Raw genomic sequence first — 19,071 nt, 5'->3', positions numbered from 1 at the left:
AGCCTGTTAGCCCGGTCCCGTGGCACGGCGCGCCAACGCGGCATTGCCGGTCGCGCGCATCGGGGGTTCTGCAGCCTGGCTGGCCATGGGGACGGAGTTGCTGGGGCCATTGGGGCTGCCGGATTCCTTGTTCGGTGTCGTCCCGCCGGTAGCAGATGCCCCCTCGGGCCGCAACGGCCGCGGCGGTGCAAACAGAAAACCCTGTCCAAACCGAACGTCGTAGTCGAGCAAGTCCACCACCGCGCGTTCGCCCTCGATCTTCTCGGCGATCAGGTCGATGCCGAAACGGCCGAGCAGGTCGGAAAGATCGGAAGGGTGGATGTCCGAGGTCGAGCTCTGCTTGGGGTCGAGCAACAATGCCGCGGGTACCTTGATAAAACGGACGCCGCGATCGGCGAGGTCGCGCGGCTCGATCCGCAAGTCGGTGACATGGTCGATCGAGAAGCGGTAACCACGCTGCGAGAGCGCGGCGAGATTTTCGATTTCGGTCGGGCGCAGGTGGCGGAACGTCGCCTGCTTGAATTCGAGCACGAAGGAGGGCGCCAGCGCCCGATTGGCCTCGAGGAAGTCGAGGCATTGCGCGAAATTGGCGGCATTGCCGAGCGTCGCCGCCGAGACGTTGCAGAACACGCCGACATCCTTGTTGCGCACCATCAGGCGGCGCAGCACCTGGACACAGCGCAGCATCACCATATGATCGATTTTGCCGATCAGCCCGCCGGCTTCGGCAGTGGCGATAAAATCATCAGCGGCGAGGATCTGATCCCTATCGTCGCGCAGCCGCGTCACCGCCTCGTAGAAGCGCACCTTGCGCTGCGGCAGCGTCACCATCGGCTGCAGGTAGATGTCGAGCCGGTTCTCCTCGACGGCGTTCTTCACCGCGGCAAGCAGTTGCGGCTGGTTGCGCGAGGGGGAAGCGGCTTCCGCGGCAATTGCCGGTTTTGCGGCGGCAGCCGGTAGGGGCCTGGCAATGGCGGGCGCCGCTTGCTCCGCGGCAATCGCCGGCTCGCTCTGCGGTTCGGGATCCGGGCGGCCCGCCGGGACGGAGGCCGCGGCCGCCCCCGAAGCCAGCAAATCCTCATGGCCGGCCACCGAGACGGCCAGTTGCTTGACCAGGACACCGAGCTCGTTGATTTCGCCGACCACCGCCTGGATGCGATCGGAGCTTGCGGAGTTCGCCGAAACCACCCGGCTCTCGACGGCGGCGAGCCGGCGGCCGAATTCGGCGACCTGACGGGCGAGGTCGGCGGTGCCGCGGGAAAGATCGGCGATCTGGCCGCCGACGTCGGAGCGGTCGCGCAGCCGCATCGACACGGCGTTGTAGAGGATCAGGAAGGTCAGCGCGGTGAGCGCCACCAGCGCGGATTCGGTGCCGCTGAAGCCCGCCACCGCGTGCAGGACGAGGCCGAGGGAGGCTGCAACCAGCACCATGCAGATGGCGATGAAAATCGTCGAAATGCGAATCATGTCGCGCGCTACGCCTTCAGGTCCGAACCGTCTTCACCCGGGAAAACACGGAAGTCTCAGGCACGTTCCAGTTTGCGCTCCCCCAAGCGCCACAACCTTAGCATCAATGTTGATTCGCAAAGCTAGTGTTCTTTGGACACGGCCGGAACTGTGCGGATGCCGGCAATTGCGTGTCCCGGACGCGGTGCAGCGTGTAACGCTGCTCCGCAGAGCCGGGACCTGTATCGGGAATCCGAAGTGCGGCGAAATGGGTCCCGGCACAAGGCCGGGACACGAGCGCAACTGCCGATGGCTACGCCGTCGCTCGGATCACCTTGGCGACCTTTTCGACAATCTCGCCGATCTGGTCTTCGGTGATGATCAGGGGTGGCGTCAGCGCCAGCGTATCGCCGGCCACCCGCAGCATAAGATCGTTGTCGTGGAAGGCGCTGTTGAGCCCGGCGAAGCCGCGCTTGCCCGGCGCGTCGGCCTGCGGCGCAAGATCGATGCCGGCCGTCAGGCCGATGGTGCGGATATCCACGACGCCAGGCTCGCTGCGCAGCGACATTACGGCGTCGGCGAATTTCGGCTCGAGCTCACGCGCGCGCTCGAACAGCTTCTCGTCACGGTAGATGTCGAGCGTGGCAAGAGCCGCGGCGCAGGCCAGCGGGTGCGCGGAATAGGTGTAGCCATGGGTCAGTTCCACGGCATATTCCGGGCCGCTCATGAACGCATCGTGGATGGTGTCGCGCACCAGCACGCCGCCCATCGGCGCCGCGCCATTGGTGACGCCCTTGGCGAAGGTCAGCATGTCGGGCGTGACGCCATAGCGTTCGGCGGCAAAAGCAAAGCCGAGCCGGCCATAGCCGGTGATGACCTCGTCGAAGATGAGCAAGATGCCGTGCTTCTGGGTTATCTCGCGCAAGCGCTTGAGATAGCCTTTCGGTGCCGGCAGCACGCCGGTCGATCCGGCCATCGGCTCGACGATCACCGCGGCGATGGTGTTGGCGCCATGCAGGTTCACGAGCCGCTCGAGTTCGTCGGCGAAATGCGCGCCGTATTCCGGCTCGCCTTTGCTGAACGCCTGCTTCTCGCGGTCATAGGTCGCCGGCAGATGGTCGACGCCGGTCAGCAACGAGCCGAATAGCTTTCGGTTGCCGACGATGCCGCCGACGGAGGTGCCGCCGAAGCCGACGCCATGATAGCCGCGCTCGCGGCCGATCAAGCGAATGCGGCTGCCCTGACCGTTGATCTGGTGATAGGCGAGCGCGATCTTCAGCGCGGTGTCGGCCGCCTCCGATCCGGAGTTGCAGAAGAACACATGGTCGAGCCCGTCGGGTGCCAACTCGGCGATGCGGCTCGCAAGTTCGAAGGCCTGTGGGATGCCGAACTGGAACGGCGGCGCGTAGTCCAGCGCCTCGGCCTGCTTGGTAATTGCCGACGAAATCTCGGTGCGGCCGTGTCCGGCATTGGTGCACCACATGCCCGAGGCACCGTCGATGATCTTGCGGCCATCGACGGTGAAATAGTGCATGTCCTTCGCGCCGGCGAGCAGTCGCGGGTTCTTCTTGAACGCCCGGTTCGCAGTGAACGGCATCCAGTGCGCGGCCAGATCGTTCGGAACGTTGACGGGGGTGGGGCGTGGGCTCTTGTCCAGCATGGAAGGCCTCTTCTGAGTTTGTGAGCGGCTAGCTGCAAACCTATCAGTTTCGTCGCGGCACGGGAACGCCAACACGACGTGATATTTTTCGGACAGTTCAGAGGTCGGCCGCGGCGATCCAGAATACTTCGCCCTCGGAATCCTCGGTGTCGAGCCAGAGCAGCGGCAGTTGCGGATAGGCGGCTTCGAGTTGCGGGCGGCAGCGGCCGATCTCGCATAATAGCCCTCCCTGCGGCGTCAGGTGCGCGGCCGCCTCGTCGAGGATGTGCCTGACAATGTCGAGCCCATCGAAGCCGCCATCGAAGGCGAGTTTCGGCTCGGCGCGGCATTCGCGCGGCAGGCCGGCCATGCCTTCCGCATCGACATAGGGCGGATTGGAAATGATGAGGTCGTAGCGTTTATCTCCCAGCGGCTTGAACAGATCGCCGCGGTACAGCGTGAGCCTGTCCTGAAGCCCATAATCGCCGACATTGCGCGCGGCGACTTCGAGCGCATCCTCTGAGATATCGACGGCGTCGATCGCCGCATTCGGAAAATTCCGGCTGGCCAGGATGGCAAGACAGCCCGAGCCGGTGCAGAGATCGAGCACGCTTTCCACCGTGTCAGGGTCCGAGATCAGCGAGCCCGCCTCGTCATCGCCGTCGCGGCCGAAGTGCTGGTCCAGCAATTCACCGATGAAGGAGCGCGGCACGATGGTGCGCTCGTCGACATAGAAGGGCAGGCCGCGCATGTAGATTTTGTTGACGAGATAGGCGGCGGGCTTTCGCGTGGTGACGCGGCGCGCGATCAGATCGACGATCTTCTTGCCTTCGGCGGCGGTAACGCGCGCGGTCGCGAACGTCTCGAACTGGTCGGGGTGAAGGTGCAGCGCTTCGCAGACCAGGAACGCGGCTTCGGCAAGCGGGTCGGTGGTGCCGTGTGCAAATACCAGCTTGGCTTCGACGAAGCGGCTGACGGCATAGCGGACGAAATCGAGCAGGGTCAGCAATTCTCCCGCGCCGACCCTGGGAAATCTCGATGCGGTCTGGCCGCGCTTCGCCGCCGGCTTCGTGCGCTTCGCCATCAGGACTTGGTCCAGCGCGCGGCTGCGGCGTCGTCATGATCGCGCGCCTCGATCCAGCTTGCGCCTTTTTCGCTTTCCTCGCGCTTCCAGAACGGCGCGTTGGTCTTCAGATAATCCATCAGGAATTCCGCCGCTTCAAAGGCCGCCTGGCGATGCGGCGAGGCGGTTACCACGAGCACGATGTTCTCGCCAGGTGCGATGCGGCCGAACCGGTGAATGATGGTGAGGCCCTGCAAGGGCCAACGCGACAGCGCCTCGTCGGCGTGGCGCCCGATCTCCGCCTCGGCCATGCCGGGATAATGCTCGAGCGTCAGGGCTGCGATCGGCTCGCCGTTCTCGCTGCCGCGGCAGATGCCGCTGAACGTGACGACGGCGCCGATATCGGTACGGCCTCTGGTGAGCGCCGCGATCTCCTGCGCAGCGTCGAAATCCGCTTCCTGGATGCGAATGGTCGCGGTGATGGACATAGTAGGTCAGCCGCCGGTCATCGGCGGGAAGAACGCAATCTCGCGTGCGCCAGCGATCACGGCATCCGGCTTGACATGGGCTTGGTCGATCGCGGCGCGGATCACCTTCGGCTTTTCGAAGGCATAGGCGTAAGTCTCGCCACGGCTGGAAAGCCAGCCGATCAGATCGCTCACCGTGCGCACGTCAGCCGGCGGCTCGACGGTTTCTTCCGCCACGCCGACCCGCTCACGCACCCAGGCGAAATACTTGACCCTCATCCCTCATCCTCCTTGATGAGGTGATGGATTCCGGCGCGGAAATAGTCCCAGCCTGTGTAGATCGTGAAGAGCGCCGACATCCACAACAGGACAATCCCGATCAGGGTGGTCGCAGCCAGGAGCTGCTCGCCCGCCTCGCCCGCGATCAGAAAGCCGATCGCGACCAACTGGATCGTGGTCTTCCATTTCGCCAGCTTGGTCACGGGTACGCTGACCCGCAACGCCGCGAGATATTCCCGCAAGCCCGAGACCAGGATCTCGCGGCACAGGATCACGATGGCGGCCCATAGCGTCCAGCCGTGGATGCTGCTATCGGCTGCCAGCATCAAGAGGCACGACGCTACCAGGAGCTTGTCGGCGATCGGGTCGAGCATCCGGCCAAAGGCGGACTGCTGGTCCCAAATTCGCGCATAGTAGCCATCGAGGTAGTCCGTCACGGCGGCGGCGATGAAGACCGCCAGCGCTACCCAGCGCAGCCAGAGCGGGCCGTCCTGGATGGATTGGGCGAAAACGCAGCCGACCACCACCGGAATGGCGGCAATACGAGCGTAGGTTAGGATATTTGGCAGGGACAGGGTCTTGGCCTGCCCCCTGGTTGTCGCGATGTTCATCCGTCTTACCAATACCGCTGGAGCGTGAAGGTCAACCGTGCGGACTTAGATGATCTGTCGCAGGCGACGCCCAAATGACCAAATGACATACCATCCGGCTCGAAGTCCCCTTAACCCGGCTGGGCATGGAAAAATTCAAAAATCTTGCGAGCGCTTTCGGCGCTAACGCCCGGAACCTTCCCGAGGTCCGCGATCGAGGCCCGCTCGATCTCCTTCAGTGTTCCGAAGTGATGCAGCAAGGCACGTTTGCGTGACGGGCCGATGCCCGGGATCTCCTGCAAGCCCGCTTCCCTGATGTCCTTCTTCCGCAGTTTGCGGTGCGAACCGATCACGAAGCGATGCGCCTCGTCGCGCAGCCGCTGGATGAAATACAGCACGGGATCGCGTGGTTCGAGCTTGATGGCTTCGCGGTTCGGCATGAACAAGGTCTCGCGCCCGGCATCGCGGTCCGGGCCTTTTGCCACGGCCATGAGAGAGACCTGGGTTAGCCCCATACCGTCGAAAATCTCCCTGACGGCGTTGAGCTGCCCCCGGCCGCCGTCGATGATGACGAGGTCGGGCCATTGCGGAAATGAGTCATCGTCAGGCTTGGCTTTGGCCGCGTCGCCCTCCGGCGGCTTCAACAGCCGCTTGAAGCGCCGCTCCAGCACTTCGCGCATCATCGCGTAGTCGTCGCCGGGCGACAGTCCCTCGGACTTGATGTTGAACTTGCGATACTGGTTCTTGATGAAACCATCCGGCCCCGCCACGATCATCGCGCCGACCGCGTTGGTGCCCTGGATATGGCTGTTATCGTAGACCTCGATGCGCTTCGGCACCTGCGGCAGTCCTAGCGTGCTCGCCATCGCTTCCAAGAGCCGGCCCTGCGTCGCGGTATCGGCGAGCTTGCGGCCAAGCGCCTCGCGCGCATTGGTCAGCGCATGCGTGACCAGTTCCTTTTTCTCGCCGCGCTTCGGCACCGAGATTTCGACTTTGTAGCCGGCCTTGACGCACAGGGCGTCGGCCAGCAGCGCGCATTCCTCGATGTCATGCGACAGCAAGATGAGTTTCGGCGGCGGCTTGTCGTCGTAGAATTGCGCGAGGAACGAGGCCAAGACTTCCTGCGGCGTGAACGACTTCTCCGCGCGCGGGAAGTAGGCGCGGTTGCCCCAGTTCTGGCCGGTGCGGAAGAAGAACACTTCGACGCAGTAATAGCCGCCTTCCTGATGGATGGCGAACACGTCGGCCTCTTCCACGGTGCGCGGATTGATGCCCTGCTGCGACTGGATCGCCGATAGCGCGGCGAGACGGTCGCGATAAAGCGCCGCCGTCTCGAATTCGAGCTCGTTCGATGCTTTCTCCATCTCGGCGGCGAGCAGTTCCTTCACGGCGTGGCTGCGGCCGGACAGGAAGTCGGTCGCCTCGCGCACCAACTCGCTGTAGCCGGGAAAGTCGATCTCACGCGTGCAGGGGCCCGAGCAGCGACGGATCTGGTACAGCAGGCACGGCCGCGTGCGGCTTTCGAAAAAACCGTCGGTGCAGGAGCGGATCAGGAACGCGCGCTGCAGCGCCGTGATGGTGCGGTTGACCGCGCCGGCGGATGCGAACGGCCCAAAATATCGTCCGGGCCGGGTCTGCGCGCCGCGATGCTTGAGGATCTGCGGCGCCCAATGATCGCCGGTGATCAGGATATAGGGAAACGACTTGTCGTCGCGTAGCTGCACGTTGAAGCGCGGCCGCAACTGCTTGATCAGGTTGGCTTCCAAGAGCAGCGCTTCGGTCTCGGTCGTGGTGGAAACGATCTCGACCGTGACGGTCGCCGCGATCATCCGCAGGATGCGCGCCGGCAACGGCGCGTTGACGCGGGCGTAGGAAGCAAGCCGCTTGCGAACGTTTTTCGCCTTGCCGACGTAGAGCACGTCGCTGGCGGCATTGAGCATGCGGTAGACGCCGGGAGAGGTCGGCGCCAGCCGCACCGCATTTTCGATGGCCGCGTGGCCGATCGCCAGCGGGCCTTCGGCAATCGCCTCCGCAGGTTCCTCAGGGGCTTCCGGCAGGCGAGCCTCGTCATCCTCCTCGGCGGCGGATGTCGCGGGATCGACGTCGGCGGCGGTCAGGTCCTGTGGCGGCAAATCCGGCTGGGAACCCTGCCGCGCCTTGCGCGGAGGCTTCGGATGGTCAGTAGAATCGTGATCCATGGGCCTAAATTAAGCGCTGCAGCACGGCATCGCCAGCGCTCGCGGCGCGCTCTCCCCCAGGAGGCGCCGGTAACGCTTCCTTAAGACTGATGGGCGGGCGGGTAACCCGGCTTAACAAGCCTTTAACTTAAAACTCTCGATAAATCTTAGCGAAAAGATGGGGTTCCGTAACCAGGCCGGTCTCTGCCGGGATTGGCTACGGCAGTTGCGTGGAGTTGCGTGATGAGCAGGGGTGTATCGGGCGCGCTGGCGCTGATCGCTGCAGGCTGGACCTTGTCGGCGCAGGCAGCAGACCCCTACGGATCGCGCGCACCCAACACCGTCAACCAGTCGCTGCTCCGTCCCGATAGCTGGGCCGGTCCCTATCTCGGCGCCAACCTCGGCTATGCCTGGGGTTCGGTTGCAAACAACCCGACCAAGCCGTCCGGTTTCGTCGGCGGCGTTCAGGCCGGCTACAATTGGCAGAACGGACCGTGGGTGTTCGGTCTCGAAGGCGACATCCAGGCGACCGGCGCCGAAGAAACCTTCGCCCCATGGAAATTTTCCAATCCTTGGTTCGGCACGGTTCGCGGCCGCGCCGGCTACGCGCTCAACAACGTCCTGTTCTTCGGCACGGGTGGTCTTGCCTTCGGCGAGCTGCGCGCCACCACCTTTGGCCTGACGGAATCCCATACCAATGCAGGCTGGACGCTCGGCGCCGGCGCCGAGGTGGGCCTGGCACCGAACTGGAGCGCCAAGATCGAATATCTCTATGTCGATCTGGCCAACAGCAACTTCGTTATTACGGGCGCGTCGAACGGTTACCGGTTCGGCCTGATACGGGCCGGCGTGAACTGGCGCTTCTAAGAAAAAAGAAACTATCGGCTACCACCTCCCGGCGGCAGTAAGTCGCCGGGATTTTTTTGTCTTCAACTGGGCGCCCGGTTCGAACTGCGATACGATTGTATCATGCAGACGGGACGGCCGAGTCTGACTGCGTTGGGTGCTGCCCGCCTGCGTGCGGCGCATCAGGTACTGGATAACGCCTCGATCCTGGTCGATCCGCTCGCATTGCGCATTCTCGGAGACGATATTGAAATATCGCTCGACCATGCGCGGGCCCACACGTCCGGGCCGCGACTGCGGTGGTTCATTGCCGCGCGGTCGCGGATCGCTGAGGACGCCCTGAATGCTGCGGTGGAGGCCGGAACGGCGCAGCTCGTAGTGCTCGGCGCCGGTCTCGAGACGCTGGCTTATCGGACGACGCTGGCGCATCGTTTGCGGATTTTTGAGGTCGATCATCCGGCGATGCAGGCGAGCAAGCGCAAGATGCTGGCCACTGCAGCGATTGCCGTGCCGCAGTCCCTGGCCTACGTCGCGGTGGATTTCGAGCGTGATAGGCTGTCGGAAAAGCTCGAAGCTGCAGGCTTCGATGCCGGCAAGCGCAGCTTTTTCAGTTGGCTCGGCGTCGTGCCGTATCTGACCGAACCGGCAATTTTCTCGACGCTCGGCTATATTGCGCAACTGCGAGGCGGCGCCGAGGTGGTGTTCGACTATGTCAACCCGATGGCTTCGATCGCACCCGCCGGACGCGCGGCGCATCAGGCGCTGGCCGAACGCGTGGCAGCGATGGGGGAGCGAATCCAGAGCTATTTCGATACCGCGCCGCTGGGCGAAAAAATGCGCGCGGCAGGGTTTCGGCAGACGCGAGATATCGGCCCAGCCGAACTCGCAAACCTTTTCTTTCCGGATGCCGAACGATCGGCGCCGACGCGCGGCGGCCATATCATGCATGCGTCAACGTTGAGCGGCAAAGCCGCTCCAGTCGAGCATCGCAGGCAATAAAGTCCGTTTTCAAACGCGAGCGTCAGCTCACGAAGAAATCACCAGGTTGACCGCCTTGGGGCCTTTGCCCTTCTTGTCGGGTTCAACCTCGAACGTAATGCGCTGCCCTTCAGTCAAATCCTTCAATCCGGCCCGCTCGACAGCGGTGATGTGCACGAACACATCGCGGCCGCCATCATCGGGCTTGATGAAGCCGTAGCCGCGTTCTCCATTGAAGAACTTGACTGTTCCAGTCATGGCCATCGGGAAACTCCTCCCCCGTATTGCTCCGCCGCCACGCGCACCTCGCGTATCGGCCGACCGGACATTCGCTGCCGGAAGCTTGGCCACCTGAGCCGATCGGGTTCACGCCGCCGACCGACCCGGATCTTATTCGGCCTTGATCACTCCGCCGCAACCATTCGCGGAAGCGGAACGTAAAGCCAGTCCCAACGGACTGAGCATAATACGGTTTCGCGTAAACTGACTATGGCGATTCGCACTTTTCACCGGCCTGCGCCGCCCCTTAGGGCTTGGGCGTCTCCAGTTTGAAGCGGCCGGCCCCGCCCTGGCCCAGCGGTTTTTCGAGCTCGGGCAGAATTGCCTTCAACTCGCCCGCCAGCGTCCACGGCGGATTGACGATCAGAAGCCCGGTGGAGGTGAGGGGGCCGCCCGGCGCCTGCGGCGCAACGCTGAATTCGAGCCTTAAGCATTTCCCAGCTGGCTTACTGGCAGCGGCTGCCCCCGCGACCAGGCGCGCCAGGGTGTCGGCAGCGCGCCGGCTCTTCACCGGATACCAGATCAGATAGCTGCCGGTCGGCCATTTGGCGTAGGCCTCGGCAAATCCGCTGGCCAGCCGCTCGAATTCGTCCTTTTGCTCGAACGCGGGATCGATCAGCACCAGACCGCGCCGCTCGTTGGGCGGCACGAAGGCCGGCAACGCCATCCAGCCGTCGAGATCGACCACTCGCGCCTGGCTGTCGCGGCGCAGCGCGTCGATCAGTTGCCTGCGGGCATTGGGCTCGATTTCACAGGCTGTGAGGCGGTCCTGCGGCCGCAGCAGCGCGCGGGCGATCAGGGGCGATCCGGGATAGGCCTCCAGCTTGCCGGGGGCGTTGAATGCCCTGACGATATCGAGATAGGGGCTCACCAGCGGCAGCGCGGTTTCCGAGAACCGTGCCTGCATCACCCGCGCAATGCCGGTCAGCCATTCGCCGCCCCGGCGCGCCTCCTCAGCCGTAAGATCATAGCGCCCGGCGCCGGCATGGGTGTCGATGACGCGAAACGGGGCCTGCTTTTCCTGCAGATAGGTCAGCATCCGCACCAGCACGATGTGCTTGATGACATCAGCAAAGCCGCCGGCGTGAAAGGCGTGTCGGTAGTTCATGGCAGTCGGCCGATCAATTGGAGCAGACGAAAGTGTCTTCTACTCGTCAGGGCCGGCCTTGTCGTCTTTCGCGAAACGCTTCGGAGGACCAGGGCTGAAAACCCGGCGAAGCCTTGGCGAGGATGGGTCCTGCTCGCAAACGGCTCACGATCAGGGCCGAAATGGCCAAGACGCCTTGGTGCAGATAGGTCCCGGCCATCCACGCGTCTTGCAGATGACGATAAGCCGTGGATGACCGGGAACGCAGACAACTTCGAGCAGTCTGCGCAAAGCGGGCCGCCATGCCTGGCATGGAGGTAAGCGGGTCTTCAACCGCCCCGCACCGGCGGCATCACCACCTCGTCACGCCGGCAGGCGCGGCGGTCGATTTCCTCGCAGGCGCGGAATTGCATGTCCTTGCTCAGGCAGATCCGCACCTCGCTCAGGCGCCGGCTGGAGCAAGTCACCGACATCGCCGAACTGCTCAAGCCCTGGTTGATCTTGATGAAGGCCTGTTCGAGATCGCTGGGGGCGATGGTCTTCTCTTCCGACAATTGCAGGAATTCCTCCGGGATCTTCACCGCCGCGCGCGCTTTCCGGATGCTCTCGAAATAGGCTCGCGCGCCAAGGCCCGAACAGGTGCCGTGCTTGTCCCATTCGTTGAAGATCAGGCCTGGCGCCGGCATCAGGTCCAGCATCGAGGTCATGATGTTGCGATCGAGCCGCGGCGAGGGCCGTTGGCAATATTCGGGAAAGCCGCGCTCATATTGCGGCCACAGGCCGTGAACCACGAAGGAATAGGGGCGGCTGCACTGGGCCTGTGAACGCCCGCTATTCCCGCGTTCAGCCGCCGCCTCGCAAAAGGAAGGCGACCAGGAAAGAGCCAGGACATAAAAATCGAATTCGCCCGGCGCGTTCTGCCGGCGGTCCTGTGCGGACGCCGTCCCGGCCAAGGCGGCAACAAGCGCCAGCGCAATCAAAAGCCGCGAAATGATGATGGACCGGTGCATCGAACGCCCCCTCTACTCGACTACCAGGAGCCTAGCAGGGAGCCGGAAATTTCAAGAACAAAATTAGCTGATTCCGCAAACTGGCCGAGCGGGTCTGTTTAACCGTCGGATATGAGGGAATCAGGGCCGCGCGGCTCGGCAGCCCGGGCTATAGGCCCAGTTGCGGTCAAGCCCGGTCACGCACCATTCGACGCCTTGGCCGAATCCCGCAAAGCCGCCATCCTCGATAATCGAGTAGTGCACGGTGCGCATCTTCCCGTCGCTCAGCATCACGTCACCGCTGCAGTAGCGGCGCGGAATGTTGTCGGACTGCCAGGGCCGAAATGCGGTTTCATGGATCCGACCAAAGCCGGTGATCACCAGCGCCGAATTCCAGAACTTGCCCTCCTTCTCCCGGAATTGATAGGCGATAGTCGACAGCGCCCGCTCGCACTCGGCGACGCGGCCGTCATACTTCGGGCCTGACAGCCAGAAATTCAATTCCAGGGGATTCGCGGCCTGGGCGGCATGGCTGGAGACCAGCAGAGCGAGCGCCGCCGCCATAGGGCCAAGTGCTCTGGGGCCAAGTGCTCTGGGGCCGAGAGCTCTCAAGGATGTGAACAAATTGCGCATGGGAATCCGCCGGTAAGTCAACGCATGGGACGGTGCCGCGAAGCCCTGACAAGGTCAAGTGCAGCGCGGCAACACCTGACAGCCAAGTCCGCCTCGTGCCGCAACCATTCTTTTCACGGCCGCCGGCGCACACTATGGTGCGGTTCGAGCGAAATGGAGTCTGCGATGCGAAGAATTGTGGCCACGTGCATGATTGCCATGAGCGGATTGCTGGCGAGCGCGCCGGCCCAGGCGCAGTGGTGGGATATCGACACCGTGCCACCGTTAAAGGGTAATGACACCGGTGGCATCATCGCCTATCCGCTCGCTAGGCAGGCCGACGCCCGCCAGCTCGCCGTCGATCACTGCGCCCGTTACGGCAAGGTGGTGAAATTCCTCGGTGTGCAGCCCAATTACGGCGGCTACGTTTCGTTTGCCTGCCGCTGGGTGCCCTATGGCGCCGCTGAGCGGCCGCTGCGGACGCTTTACTGAGCGCTGCTGCTACCTGTTTTCCGGCTGGACATGTTTTCGCCACGCGGAGCGTGTGTTCACTTCGCACGAAGACGAATGCCATGGAAGAATTCAGGGGGGCCACCTATGAAACGACTGCTTCTTGTGTCTTGCTCGGCCGTTAGTGTGCTTGCTCTGTTGTCGGCAAGCAGCGCCGTCGCCGTAGAGTTGCCGGTGCGCAAGGCCGGCCTGTGGGAGATGAAGGTGCTGAGTACAGGCGCGCCGGTGCCTGAGATGACGATGCAGCAATGCACCGACGCGACCACCGACAAGGACATGAGCACTGCAATGTCGCCGATGGCCAAAGAGATGTGCTCGAAGCAGGATATCCAGAAGACAGCGGCGGGGTATGTCACCGATTCCGTCTGCGGCATCGCCGGCATGACGATCAAGTCGCATGCCGAGATTACCGGCGACTTCAATTCCGCCTATACCGTGAAATCGACCTCGCGTAGCGAGGGTGGCCCGGCCGGTGGGGGGCGCGACAACACCACGACGATCGAGGCCAAATGGCTTGGCGCCTGCAAGAGCGATCAGAAGCCCGGTGACACCATAATGCCCGGCGGCATGAAAATGAACATCAAGGACATGGAAAAGCTGAAGTCCATGATGCCGAAGAAGTAGGGAAGTAATCTTTCAAGCTGAGGGCGCGGCCCGGTGGCCTCATGGTTCGAGACGCGCCGCTTCGCTGCGCTCCTCACCATGAGGGGCAGAGACCCTCGTCCTGAGGAGCGCGGAACGCGCGTCTCGAAGGATGAGGCCCGAAGTCTCGAGACGACCTACACCGGCACCCTTACCGCCGCGCGCAGGCCGCCCATCGGGCTGTCGCCGAGCGTGATGTCGCCGCCGTGCGAGCGGGCGATGTCGCGGGCGATGGCGAGACCAAGGCCCGTGCCGCCCTCGTCCTGGTTACGGGCATCGTCGAGCCGCAGGAACGGCTTGAACACTTCCTCGCGCATGTTGACCGGAATGCCCGGCCCGTCGTCGTCGACCGTCACCGTCAGATAGCGATGATCGCGGTGGCCGGTGATGGCGACCGTCTTGGCGTACCGCGCCGCATTGGAGACGAGGTTGGCGATGCAGCGCTTGAACGAGGCCGGCTTCACCGTCACCACCGGCAGGCCGTGGAACGTCACGGTTGCGGTATGGCCGTGGCGTTCGGCGTCGCTGCGCAATTCCTCCAGCGCCATCGCCATGTCGGTCGGCTGCGCGATCTCGCCGCTGTCGCCGCGCGCAAAGGAGAGATAGGCCTCCAGCATGCCGGCCATTTCGTCGACGTCCTTGCGCATGCCGTCGACTTCGGGGCTGTCGCCGATCAGTGCAAGTTCGAGCTTGAAGCGGGTCAGGATGGTGCGCAGGTCGTGGCTGACGCCGGCCAGCATCGCGGTGCGCTGCTCGATCGAGCGTTCGACGCGGGCCTTCATCTCCAGAAATGCCTGTGCCGCTTGCCGCACTTCCCGCGCGCCGCGCGGACGGAAATTCGGCACCTCGCGGCCCTTGCCGAAACTTTCGGCGGCGTCCGCCAGCCGCAGGATCGGCCTGATCTGGTTGCGCAGGAACAGCACCGCGACGATCAGCAGGATCGAGGAGGTGCCGAGCATCCAGAAGATAAAAATCTCCGAATTGGAGGCATAGGCGGCGCTGCGCTGCGCGAACACCCGCATCACGGCATCGTCGAGCTGAATGCGGATTTCAACCAGATTGGACTTGCCGACAGTGTCGATCCAGAACGGGCGGCGGATCTGGCGGCCGATCTGCGACGACAGGGTCTGGTCGAGCAGCGAGAAGAACGGTTTTGGCCCGGGCTGCGGCATGTCGCCGACGGGAAGAAAATCGACGACCAGTTGCAGCCGCTGTCCGATGTGGCGCAATTGCGCGCGATCCTTGTCCTGCGGAAAAGCCTTGTAGACATCGATCAGACTGGCGATGTCCTGCACAACGGCTGCCGACAGGCGTCGCGTCACCGTGTTCCAGTGCCGCTCCATGAACACGAACGCCACGACCGTTTGCAGGATCACCATCGGAACGATCATGATCAGGAGCGCGCGGGCGTAGAGGCCGGTCGGCATCCAGCTCTTGAACGCGTTGCCCATCCAGCCATTGGCCCTGGAGACGCGTTGCGACGCGTTACGGATGAACGTCAGGCCGGTGTCGAGCGTGCTCATGAACTGGCTCAGGGCGACGCAACCAGGCGATAGCCGATGCCGCGCGCCGCCTGCAGGAACAGCGGATTGGCGGGATCGCGCTCGATCTTGCGCCGCAGGCGGTTGATCTGCACGTCGACCGCGCGCTCGTTCACCGTGCCGCCGCCGGTCAGCGCCGCGCGCGGCACCGTTTCGCCGGGACTGGCGGCCAGAATGCGCAGCATTTCGCGTTCGCGGTCGGTCAGGTGAATGATGTCCTCGCCCTGGCGCAGTTCGCCACGATCGAGATGGAAAACGTAAGGGCCGAACGCGATCTGCTCCAGCGCCTCCACCGGCGGTGGCGCGGAGCGCTTGAGGATATTGCCGATCCTCAAGATCAGTTCGCGCGGCTCGAACGGCTTCGCAACATAATCGTCGGCGCCGATCTGCAGGCCCTCGATCCGCGCCTCCGCCTCGTGGCGCGCCGTCAGCATGATGATCGGCACCGAGGAGGAGGTGCGAATGAACCGCGCCAGGTCGAACCCGGTTTCGCCGGGCATCATGACGTCGAGGATCAGGAGGTCGAAATGCAGGCCGAGCAGTTTGGCGCGCGCGTCGCCCGCGCTCGAGGCGGTCGTGACGCGATAACCCTCGCCGGTCAGAAACCGCGACAACAGATCGCGGATACGGCGGTCGTCGTCGACCAAGAGCAGATGCGGGGCGTCATCAGCCAGTTGCCGCGGCGCGCTCGTGGTGGCTGCAGCGATGGTTGCTCCTTGCGGCACGATCACTCCCTTGGCTTCTTGCTGCCGATCCCGAAGATCGCCTCCAACACCTTGTCGGGGTCGTCGCGATCGATCATCGCGCGCAGGAACGCGCTGATCGCCGCGACGCCTTCGGGATTGATGTCCCGGAGCGCGCGGGTGATGCGATCGGTCTGCAGCCCTGCGAGCTTTGCCACCAACGCTTCGCCCTTCGGGGTGGCGTAAAGAAGGCGCTGCCGGCGGTCGTTATTGCCGGTCTTCTGGATGATGTAGCCCTCGTCCAGCAGCTGCTTGAGCACCCGGCCAAGCGACTGCTTGGTGATCCGCAACACGTCCAGGAGGTCGGCGACCTTGAGGCCGGGGTAGCGGTAGACGAAATGCATCACGCGGTGATGGGCGCGGCCGAACCCGAAGGCCTCAAGCTCTTGGTCGGCGTCGCCGACGAAGTCGCGGTAGGCGAAGAACAGCAGTTCGATAATGTCCCAACGCATCTCGCCGGTCCGAGGGGCAGGGCTGGCGGTCCCCTGCGAATCGGGAGCCGTGGTACTCTTTGAGAAATTTACGTCAGTCATGTTGACATATCTTGGGTTCAATGTTACAAAACTGGCAGCCACAACGAAACTTTAGGTCGTTTCGAACCTGGTTACGTGTCAGGCAGCCGGAAAAAGCCAGCGATGGCGGCAACGGCCGCAAATGGATTACCGTGCGATTGTCGAGCGGCATTTCGGCAAACATACTGGACTTCGGCATCCCGCAAAAGCATGTCCTCGACCGACATGACGGCGACGGAAGCCGGCCGCAAGGCCGGTGATGGTGAAGTCCAGACCTGTGAAGTCCAGGCCTACTGAGCCGGCAGGCCCGAAGAAGCATGCCGGCGCCAATGGGCGCCGATGTCCAATAGCGGGAAGCAAGGGAATGAGTTTGAAATTCGAAATCCGGCCTGCGGCGAATCCAACTCCTGAAAAGGAGCGCGCGGCCAAGCTCGTGGACCCGGGCTTCGGTCGGATTTTCACCGATCACATGGCCATCGTCCGCTACAATCAGGCGAACGGCTGGCATGACGCGCGGGTCGAATCCCGCGCGAATTTTCCCCTCGATCCGGCCACGGCCGTCCTGCACTACGCGCAGGAGATTTTCGAAGGCCTCAAGGCCTACAAGCGCGACAACGGCGTGAACCTGTTCCGCCCCGACGCCAACGCGAGGCGCTTTAACAGTTCGGCTGAGCGCATGGCCATGGCGCCGCTACCCGAGGTTATCTTCATCGAAGCGGTCGAGCAGCTCGTGCGCATCGACAGCGCCTGGATACCTGGCGGCGAGGGCAGTCTCTATTTGCGGCCCTTCATGATCGCGAGCGAGATATTCCTCGGCGTGAAGCCATCGGCGGAATACATCTTCGCCGTCATCGCCTCGCCGGTCGGCTCCTATTTCAAGGGCGGACCTGCGCCGGTGTCGATCTGGGTGTCGGAGAACTACACGCGCGCCGCGATCGGCGGCACCGGCGCCGTCAAATGCGGCGGCAATTACGCCGCGAGCCTGCGCGCGCAGGCCGAGGCCATCGAGCACGGCTGCGATCAGGTGGTTTTTCTCGACGCGATCGAGCGCCGCTACATCGAGGAACTCGGCGGCATGAACGTCTTCTTCGTGTTTGACGACGGCTCGCTGCTGACACCGCCGCTCGGCACGATCCTCCCGGGCATCACCCGCGATTCAATCATCGCGCTCGCGAAGGATTCCGGCACGCCCGTGCGCGAGGAACTCTACACGATCGAGCAGTGGCGCGCGGATGCCGCCAGCGGCAAGCTGAAAGAGGCGTTCGCCTGCGGCACCGCGGCCGTCATCTCGCCGATCGGCAAGGTGTGTTCGGCGAGTGGCGATTTTCAGATCAGCGGCGGCGTCGCCGGGCCTGTGGCCATGGGGCTGCGCAAGAAGCTCGTGGATATCCAGTACGGTCGCGCAGCGGACCCGCACGACTGGATCCGAAAGGTCCTGTGACCGGCGGCGGAATTATTCCGCCGCTTAAGCGATAGATCACTTTAAGCGCTCGGTAGCACGCGTCTCGTCGAGTCGCGCGAGGCTGACGCTTGGCTAATGGAAACAGCGCCAATCCGGGAGGAGGCCATGGGAGTTTCGTTCGACAAGATCGATGGCGTCATCTGGTACGATGGCAGGCTGGTGCCGTGGGCTGATGCGAATGTTCACATCCTGACCCATGGCCTGCACTATGCGAGCTGCGTGTTCGAGGGCGAGCGCGCCTATGGCGGCAAGGCTTTCAAGAGCGCCGAGCATTCCGAGCGGCTGAAGGCCTCGGCCAATATTCTCGACTTCGAGATTCCGTACTCGGTGGCCGAAATCGACGCTGCCAAGCAATTGGTCATCGACAAGAACAATCTGCCCGACGCCTATCTGCGCCCGATCGCCTGGCGCGGTTCGGAGATGATGGGTGTGTCAGCTCCGACCAACACCATCCATCTCGCCATCGCCGCCTGGGATTGGCCGAGCTATTTCGATCCGGCCGAGAAGCTGAAGGGCATCCGGATGTGCATGGCCGAATATCGGCGGCCAGATCCGGCGACGATCCCGGCGATGGCGAAGGCGTCCGGCCTCTACATGATCTGCACCATCAGTAAGCACAAGGCGGAGCGCGCCGGCTATGCGGACGCCATGATGCTGGACTGGCAGGGCCGGGTGGCCGAATGCACCGGCGCCAACGTCTTCTTCGTCAAGGACGGCAAGATCCACACGCCGATCGCCGACTGCTTCCTCGCCGGCATCACCCGCGCCACCGCGATCGACCTGGCCAGTCGCCGCGGCCTTGAGGTGATCGAGCGCCGCATCATGCCGGAGGAACTCGACGGCTTCACCGAGTGCTTCATCACCGGCACTGCCGCCGAAGTGACGCCGGTCTCTGAGATCGCGCAGTGGAAATTCACCCCCGGCAAGATCTCCGAGCAGTTGATGGCGGATTATGCCGCCGAAGTGCAGCCGAAGGGCACCGCCGCCGCGGCGGCGTGAGGTAGGGGCTCCCGTGCAATTGAAAAGCGTCATCGCGCATTAGTCTGGCAGCGGAGCAAGTGGCATCCCTCTCCCTAACCCGCGAGCGAGCTTCGCTCGTCTCGGACCCCGCAAGGGGGAGGGAACCCCTCCGCCGGTGCGTCCCTAACCAGTGTTAAGCAGTAGCCGTGATGCAATGTGAAGTGAGCACACTGGTAAGGCTCCCTCCCC

Annotated in this window: 20 protein-coding genes; 6 read left to right on the top strand and 14 right to left on the bottom strand. The window is 63.6% G+C overall.

The window, feature by feature from the left end; translation table 11 throughout:
• Window positions 1–6: 6 nt before the first annotated feature.
• The 7 genes from RX328_RS37930 to uvrC all read right to left on the bottom strand — a co-directional run bounded on the left by RX328_RS37930 (window position 7) and on the right by uvrC (window position 7,682).
• Entirely contained in the window at window positions 7–1,467 is a 1,461-nt protein-coding gene (locus RX328_RS37930; RefSeq protein ID WP_213248080.1) for an EAL domain-containing protein, read from the bottom strand.
• A gap of 292 nt (window positions 1,468–1,759) precedes the next feature.
• Complete coding sequence (locus tag RX328_RS37925; RefSeq protein ID WP_213248082.1) at window positions 1,760–3,106, bottom strand: aspartate aminotransferase family protein; 1,347 nt, start codon at window positions 3,104–3,106, stop codon at window positions 1,760–1,762.
• A 97-nt stretch (window positions 3,107–3,203) separates the two neighbouring features.
• Complete coding sequence (gene prmB / locus RX328_RS37920; RefSeq protein WP_213248084.1) at window positions 3,204–4,169, bottom strand: 50S ribosomal protein L3 N(5)-glutamine methyltransferase; 966 nt, start codon at window positions 4,167–4,169, stop codon at window positions 3,204–3,206.
• Complete coding sequence (locus RX328_RS37915; protein WP_213248086.1) at window positions 4,169–4,636, bottom strand: molybdenum cofactor biosynthesis protein MoaE; 468 nt, start codon at window positions 4,634–4,636, stop codon at window positions 4,169–4,171. The genes prmB and RX328_RS37915 overlap by 1 nt, the downstream gene beginning before the upstream one ends.
• Window positions 4,637–4,642: 6 nt before the next feature.
• On the bottom strand, window positions 4,643–4,894 hold the full coding sequence (gene moaD, locus RX328_RS37910) for a molybdopterin converting factor subunit 1 (RefSeq protein WP_213248088.1): 252 nt from the start codon (window positions 4,892–4,894) through the stop codon (window positions 4,643–4,645).
• The gene (gene pgsA, locus RX328_RS37905) at window positions 4,891–5,505 is read right to left on the bottom strand and encodes a CDP-diacylglycerol--glycerol-3-phosphate 3-phosphatidyltransferase (protein ID WP_213248090.1); all 615 of its coding nucleotides are present in this window, start codon (window positions 5,503–5,505) and stop codon (window positions 4,891–4,893) included. Before pgsA ends, moaD begins: the two co-directional genes overlap by 4 nt.
• 110 nt (window positions 5,506–5,615) lie before the next feature.
• Window positions 5,616–7,682: an excinuclease ABC subunit UvrC gene (uvrC, locus tag RX328_RS37900; protein WP_213248092.1), complete on the bottom strand. Its 2,067-nt coding sequence runs from the start codon at window positions 7,680–7,682 to the stop codon at window positions 5,616–5,618.
• 222 nt (window positions 7,683–7,904) lie between these two features.
• Here uvrC and RX328_RS37895 point away from each other — a divergent pair, with 222 nt between their 5' ends.
• Both RX328_RS37895 and RX328_RS37890 read left to right on the top strand, forming a co-directional pair.
• The gene (locus RX328_RS37895) at window positions 7,905–8,528 is read left to right on the top strand and encodes an outer membrane protein (protein ID WP_213248094.1); all 624 of its coding nucleotides are present in this window, start codon (window positions 7,905–7,907) and stop codon (window positions 8,526–8,528) included.
• A 102-nt stretch (window positions 8,529–8,630) separates the two neighbouring features.
• Entirely contained in the window at window positions 8,631–9,506 is an 876-nt protein-coding gene (locus RX328_RS37890; RefSeq protein WP_213248095.1) for a class I SAM-dependent methyltransferase, read from the top strand.
• Between the two features lie 27 nt (window positions 9,507–9,533).
• Here RX328_RS37890 and RX328_RS37885 read toward each other — a convergent pair whose 3' ends face one another.
• The 4 genes from RX328_RS37885 to RX328_RS37870 form a co-directional block, all read right to left on the bottom strand.
• Window positions 9,534–9,749, bottom strand: coding sequence for a cold-shock protein (locus RX328_RS37885; protein ID WP_028350729.1), 216 nt, complete (start codon window positions 9,747–9,749; stop codon window positions 9,534–9,536).
• A gap of 262 nt (window positions 9,750–10,011) precedes the next feature.
• Window positions 10,012–10,872: a 23S rRNA (adenine(2030)-N(6))-methyltransferase RlmJ gene (locus RX328_RS37880; protein WP_213248097.1), complete on the bottom strand. Its 861-nt coding sequence runs from the start codon at window positions 10,870–10,872 to the stop codon at window positions 10,012–10,014.
• Between the two features lie 308 nt (window positions 10,873–11,180).
• Window positions 11,181–11,861 (bottom strand): ribonuclease T2 family protein, encoded by a 681-nt coding sequence (locus RX328_RS37875; protein ID WP_213248099.1) that lies wholly within the window; start codon window positions 11,859–11,861, stop codon window positions 11,181–11,183.
• Window positions 11,862–11,981: 120 nt separating this feature from the next.
• Window positions 11,982–12,473, bottom strand: a complete 492-nt coding sequence (locus tag RX328_RS37870) for a hypothetical protein (protein ID WP_213248101.1) — start codon at window positions 12,471–12,473, stop codon at window positions 11,982–11,984.
• Between the two features lie 165 nt (window positions 12,474–12,638).
• Between RX328_RS37870 and RX328_RS37865 the strand changes: the two genes are divergently transcribed.
• Together RX328_RS37865 and RX328_RS37860 are read left to right on the top strand one after the other, a co-directional pair.
• Entirely contained in the window at window positions 12,639–12,944 is a 306-nt protein-coding gene (locus RX328_RS37865; RefSeq protein ID WP_213248103.1) for a hypothetical protein, read from the top strand.
• A 105-nt stretch (window positions 12,945–13,049) separates the two neighbouring features.
• Window positions 13,050–13,586, top strand: coding sequence for a DUF3617 domain-containing protein (locus tag RX328_RS37860; protein ID WP_213248105.1), 537 nt, complete (start codon window positions 13,050–13,052; stop codon window positions 13,584–13,586).
• A 155-nt stretch (window positions 13,587–13,741) separates the two neighbouring features.
• Here RX328_RS37860 and RX328_RS37855 read toward each other — a convergent pair whose 3' ends face one another.
• From RX328_RS37855 to RX328_RS37845, 3 genes are read right to left on the bottom strand one after another with little or no spacing between them, the layout of a single operon-like run.
• Window positions 13,742–15,127, bottom strand: a complete 1,386-nt coding sequence (locus RX328_RS37855; RefSeq protein WP_213248107.1) for an ATP-binding protein — start codon at window positions 15,125–15,127, stop codon at window positions 13,742–13,744.
• A gap of 8 nt (window positions 15,128–15,135) precedes the next feature.
• Window positions 15,136–15,876, bottom strand: coding sequence for a response regulator transcription factor (locus RX328_RS37850; RefSeq protein WP_312017956.1), 741 nt, complete (start codon window positions 15,874–15,876; stop codon window positions 15,136–15,138).
• Entirely contained in the window at window positions 15,873–16,340 is a 468-nt protein-coding gene (locus RX328_RS37845) for a MarR family winged helix-turn-helix transcriptional regulator (protein ID WP_247511772.1), read from the bottom strand. The genes RX328_RS37850 and RX328_RS37845 overlap by 4 nt, the downstream gene beginning before the upstream one ends.
• A 424-nt stretch (window positions 16,341–16,764) precedes the next feature.
• On the opposite strand from RX328_RS37845, the gene RX328_RS37840 reads away from it, so the two are divergent.
• Both RX328_RS37840 and RX328_RS37835 read left to right on the top strand, forming a co-directional pair.
• Window positions 16,765–17,841: a branched-chain amino acid aminotransferase gene (locus RX328_RS37840; protein ID WP_213248112.1), complete on the top strand. Its 1,077-nt coding sequence runs from the start codon at window positions 16,765–16,767 to the stop codon at window positions 17,839–17,841.
• A 126-nt stretch (window positions 17,842–17,967) separates the two neighbouring features.
• The gene (locus tag RX328_RS37835; RefSeq protein WP_213248114.1) at window positions 17,968–18,861 is read left to right on the top strand and encodes a branched-chain amino acid aminotransferase; all 894 of its coding nucleotides are present in this window, start codon (window positions 17,968–17,970) and stop codon (window positions 18,859–18,861) included.
• Window positions 18,862–19,071: the final 210 nt, after the last annotated feature.

The sequence above is a fragment of the Bradyrhizobium sp. sBnM-33 genome, assembly GCF_032917945.1.
Lineage (GTDB): Bacteria > Pseudomonadota > Alphaproteobacteria > Rhizobiales > Xanthobacteraceae > Bradyrhizobium.
This window is presented reverse-complemented; position numbering and strand designations above follow the sequence as displayed.

What these genes read in the sequence shown, in the direction of transcription:
- RX328_RS37880 (WP_213248097.1), bottom strand. Translation starts at nt 10,872, where the DNA reads ATGAACTACCGACACGCCTTTCACGCCGGCGGCTTTGCTGATGTCATC.
- uvrC (WP_213248092.1), bottom strand. Translation starts at nt 7,682, where the DNA reads ATGGATCACGATTCTACTGACCATCCGAAGCCTCCGCGCAAGGCGCGG.
- RX328_RS37870 (WP_213248101.1), bottom strand. Translation starts at nt 12,473, where the DNA reads ATGCGCAATTTGTTCACATCCTTGAGAGCTCTCGGCCCCAGAGCACTT.
- pgsA (WP_213248090.1), bottom strand. Translation starts at nt 5,505, where the DNA reads ATGAACATCGCGACAACCAGGGGGCAGGCCAAGACCCTGTCCCTGCCA.
- prmB (WP_213248084.1), bottom strand. Translation starts at nt 4,169, where the DNA reads ATGGCGAAGCGCACGAAGCCGGCGGCGAAGCGCGGCCAGACCGCATCG.
- RX328_RS37840 (WP_213248112.1), top strand. Translation starts at nt 16,765, where the DNA reads ATGAGTTTGAAATTCGAAATCCGGCCTGCGGCGAATCCAACTCCTGAA.
- moaD (WP_213248088.1), bottom strand. Translation starts at nt 4,894, where the DNA reads ATGAGGGTCAAGTATTTCGCCTGGGTGCGTGAGCGGGTCGGCGTGGCG.
- RX328_RS37915 (WP_213248086.1), bottom strand. Translation starts at nt 4,636, where the DNA reads ATGTCCATCACCGCGACCATTCGCATCCAGGAAGCGGATTTCGACGCT.
- RX328_RS37855 (WP_213248107.1), bottom strand. Translation starts at nt 15,127, where the DNA reads ATGAGCACGCTCGACACCGGCCTGACGTTCATCCGTAACGCGTCGCAA.
- RX328_RS37845 (WP_247511772.1), bottom strand. Translation starts at nt 16,340, where the DNA reads ATGCGTTGGGACATTATCGAACTGCTGTTCTTCGCCTACCGCGACTTC.
- RX328_RS37925 (WP_213248082.1), bottom strand. Translation starts at nt 3,106, where the DNA reads ATGCTGGACAAGAGCCCACGCCCCACCCCCGTCAACGTTCCGAACGAT.
- RX328_RS37930 (WP_213248080.1), bottom strand. Translation starts at nt 1,467, where the DNA reads ATGATTCGCATTTCGACGATTTTCATCGCCATCTGCATGGTGCTGGTT.
- RX328_RS37865 (WP_213248103.1), top strand. Translation starts at nt 12,639, where the DNA reads ATGCGAAGAATTGTGGCCACGTGCATGATTGCCATGAGCGGATTGCTG.
- RX328_RS37860 (WP_213248105.1), top strand. Translation starts at nt 13,050, where the DNA reads ATGAAACGACTGCTTCTTGTGTCTTGCTCGGCCGTTAGTGTGCTTGCT.
- RX328_RS37875 (WP_213248099.1), bottom strand. Translation starts at nt 11,861, where the DNA reads ATGCACCGGTCCATCATCATTTCGCGGCTTTTGATTGCGCTGGCGCTT.
- RX328_RS37890 (WP_213248095.1), top strand. Translation starts at nt 8,631, where the DNA reads ATGCAGACGGGACGGCCGAGTCTGACTGCGTTGGGTGCTGCCCGCCTG.
- RX328_RS37835 (WP_213248114.1), top strand. Translation starts at nt 17,968, where the DNA reads ATGGGAGTTTCGTTCGACAAGATCGATGGCGTCATCTGGTACGATGGC.
- RX328_RS37895 (WP_213248094.1), top strand. Translation starts at nt 7,905, where the DNA reads ATGAGCAGGGGTGTATCGGGCGCGCTGGCGCTGATCGCTGCAGGCTGG.
- RX328_RS37885 (WP_028350729.1), bottom strand. Translation starts at nt 9,749, where the DNA reads ATGGCCATGACTGGAACAGTCAAGTTCTTCAATGGAGAACGCGGCTAC.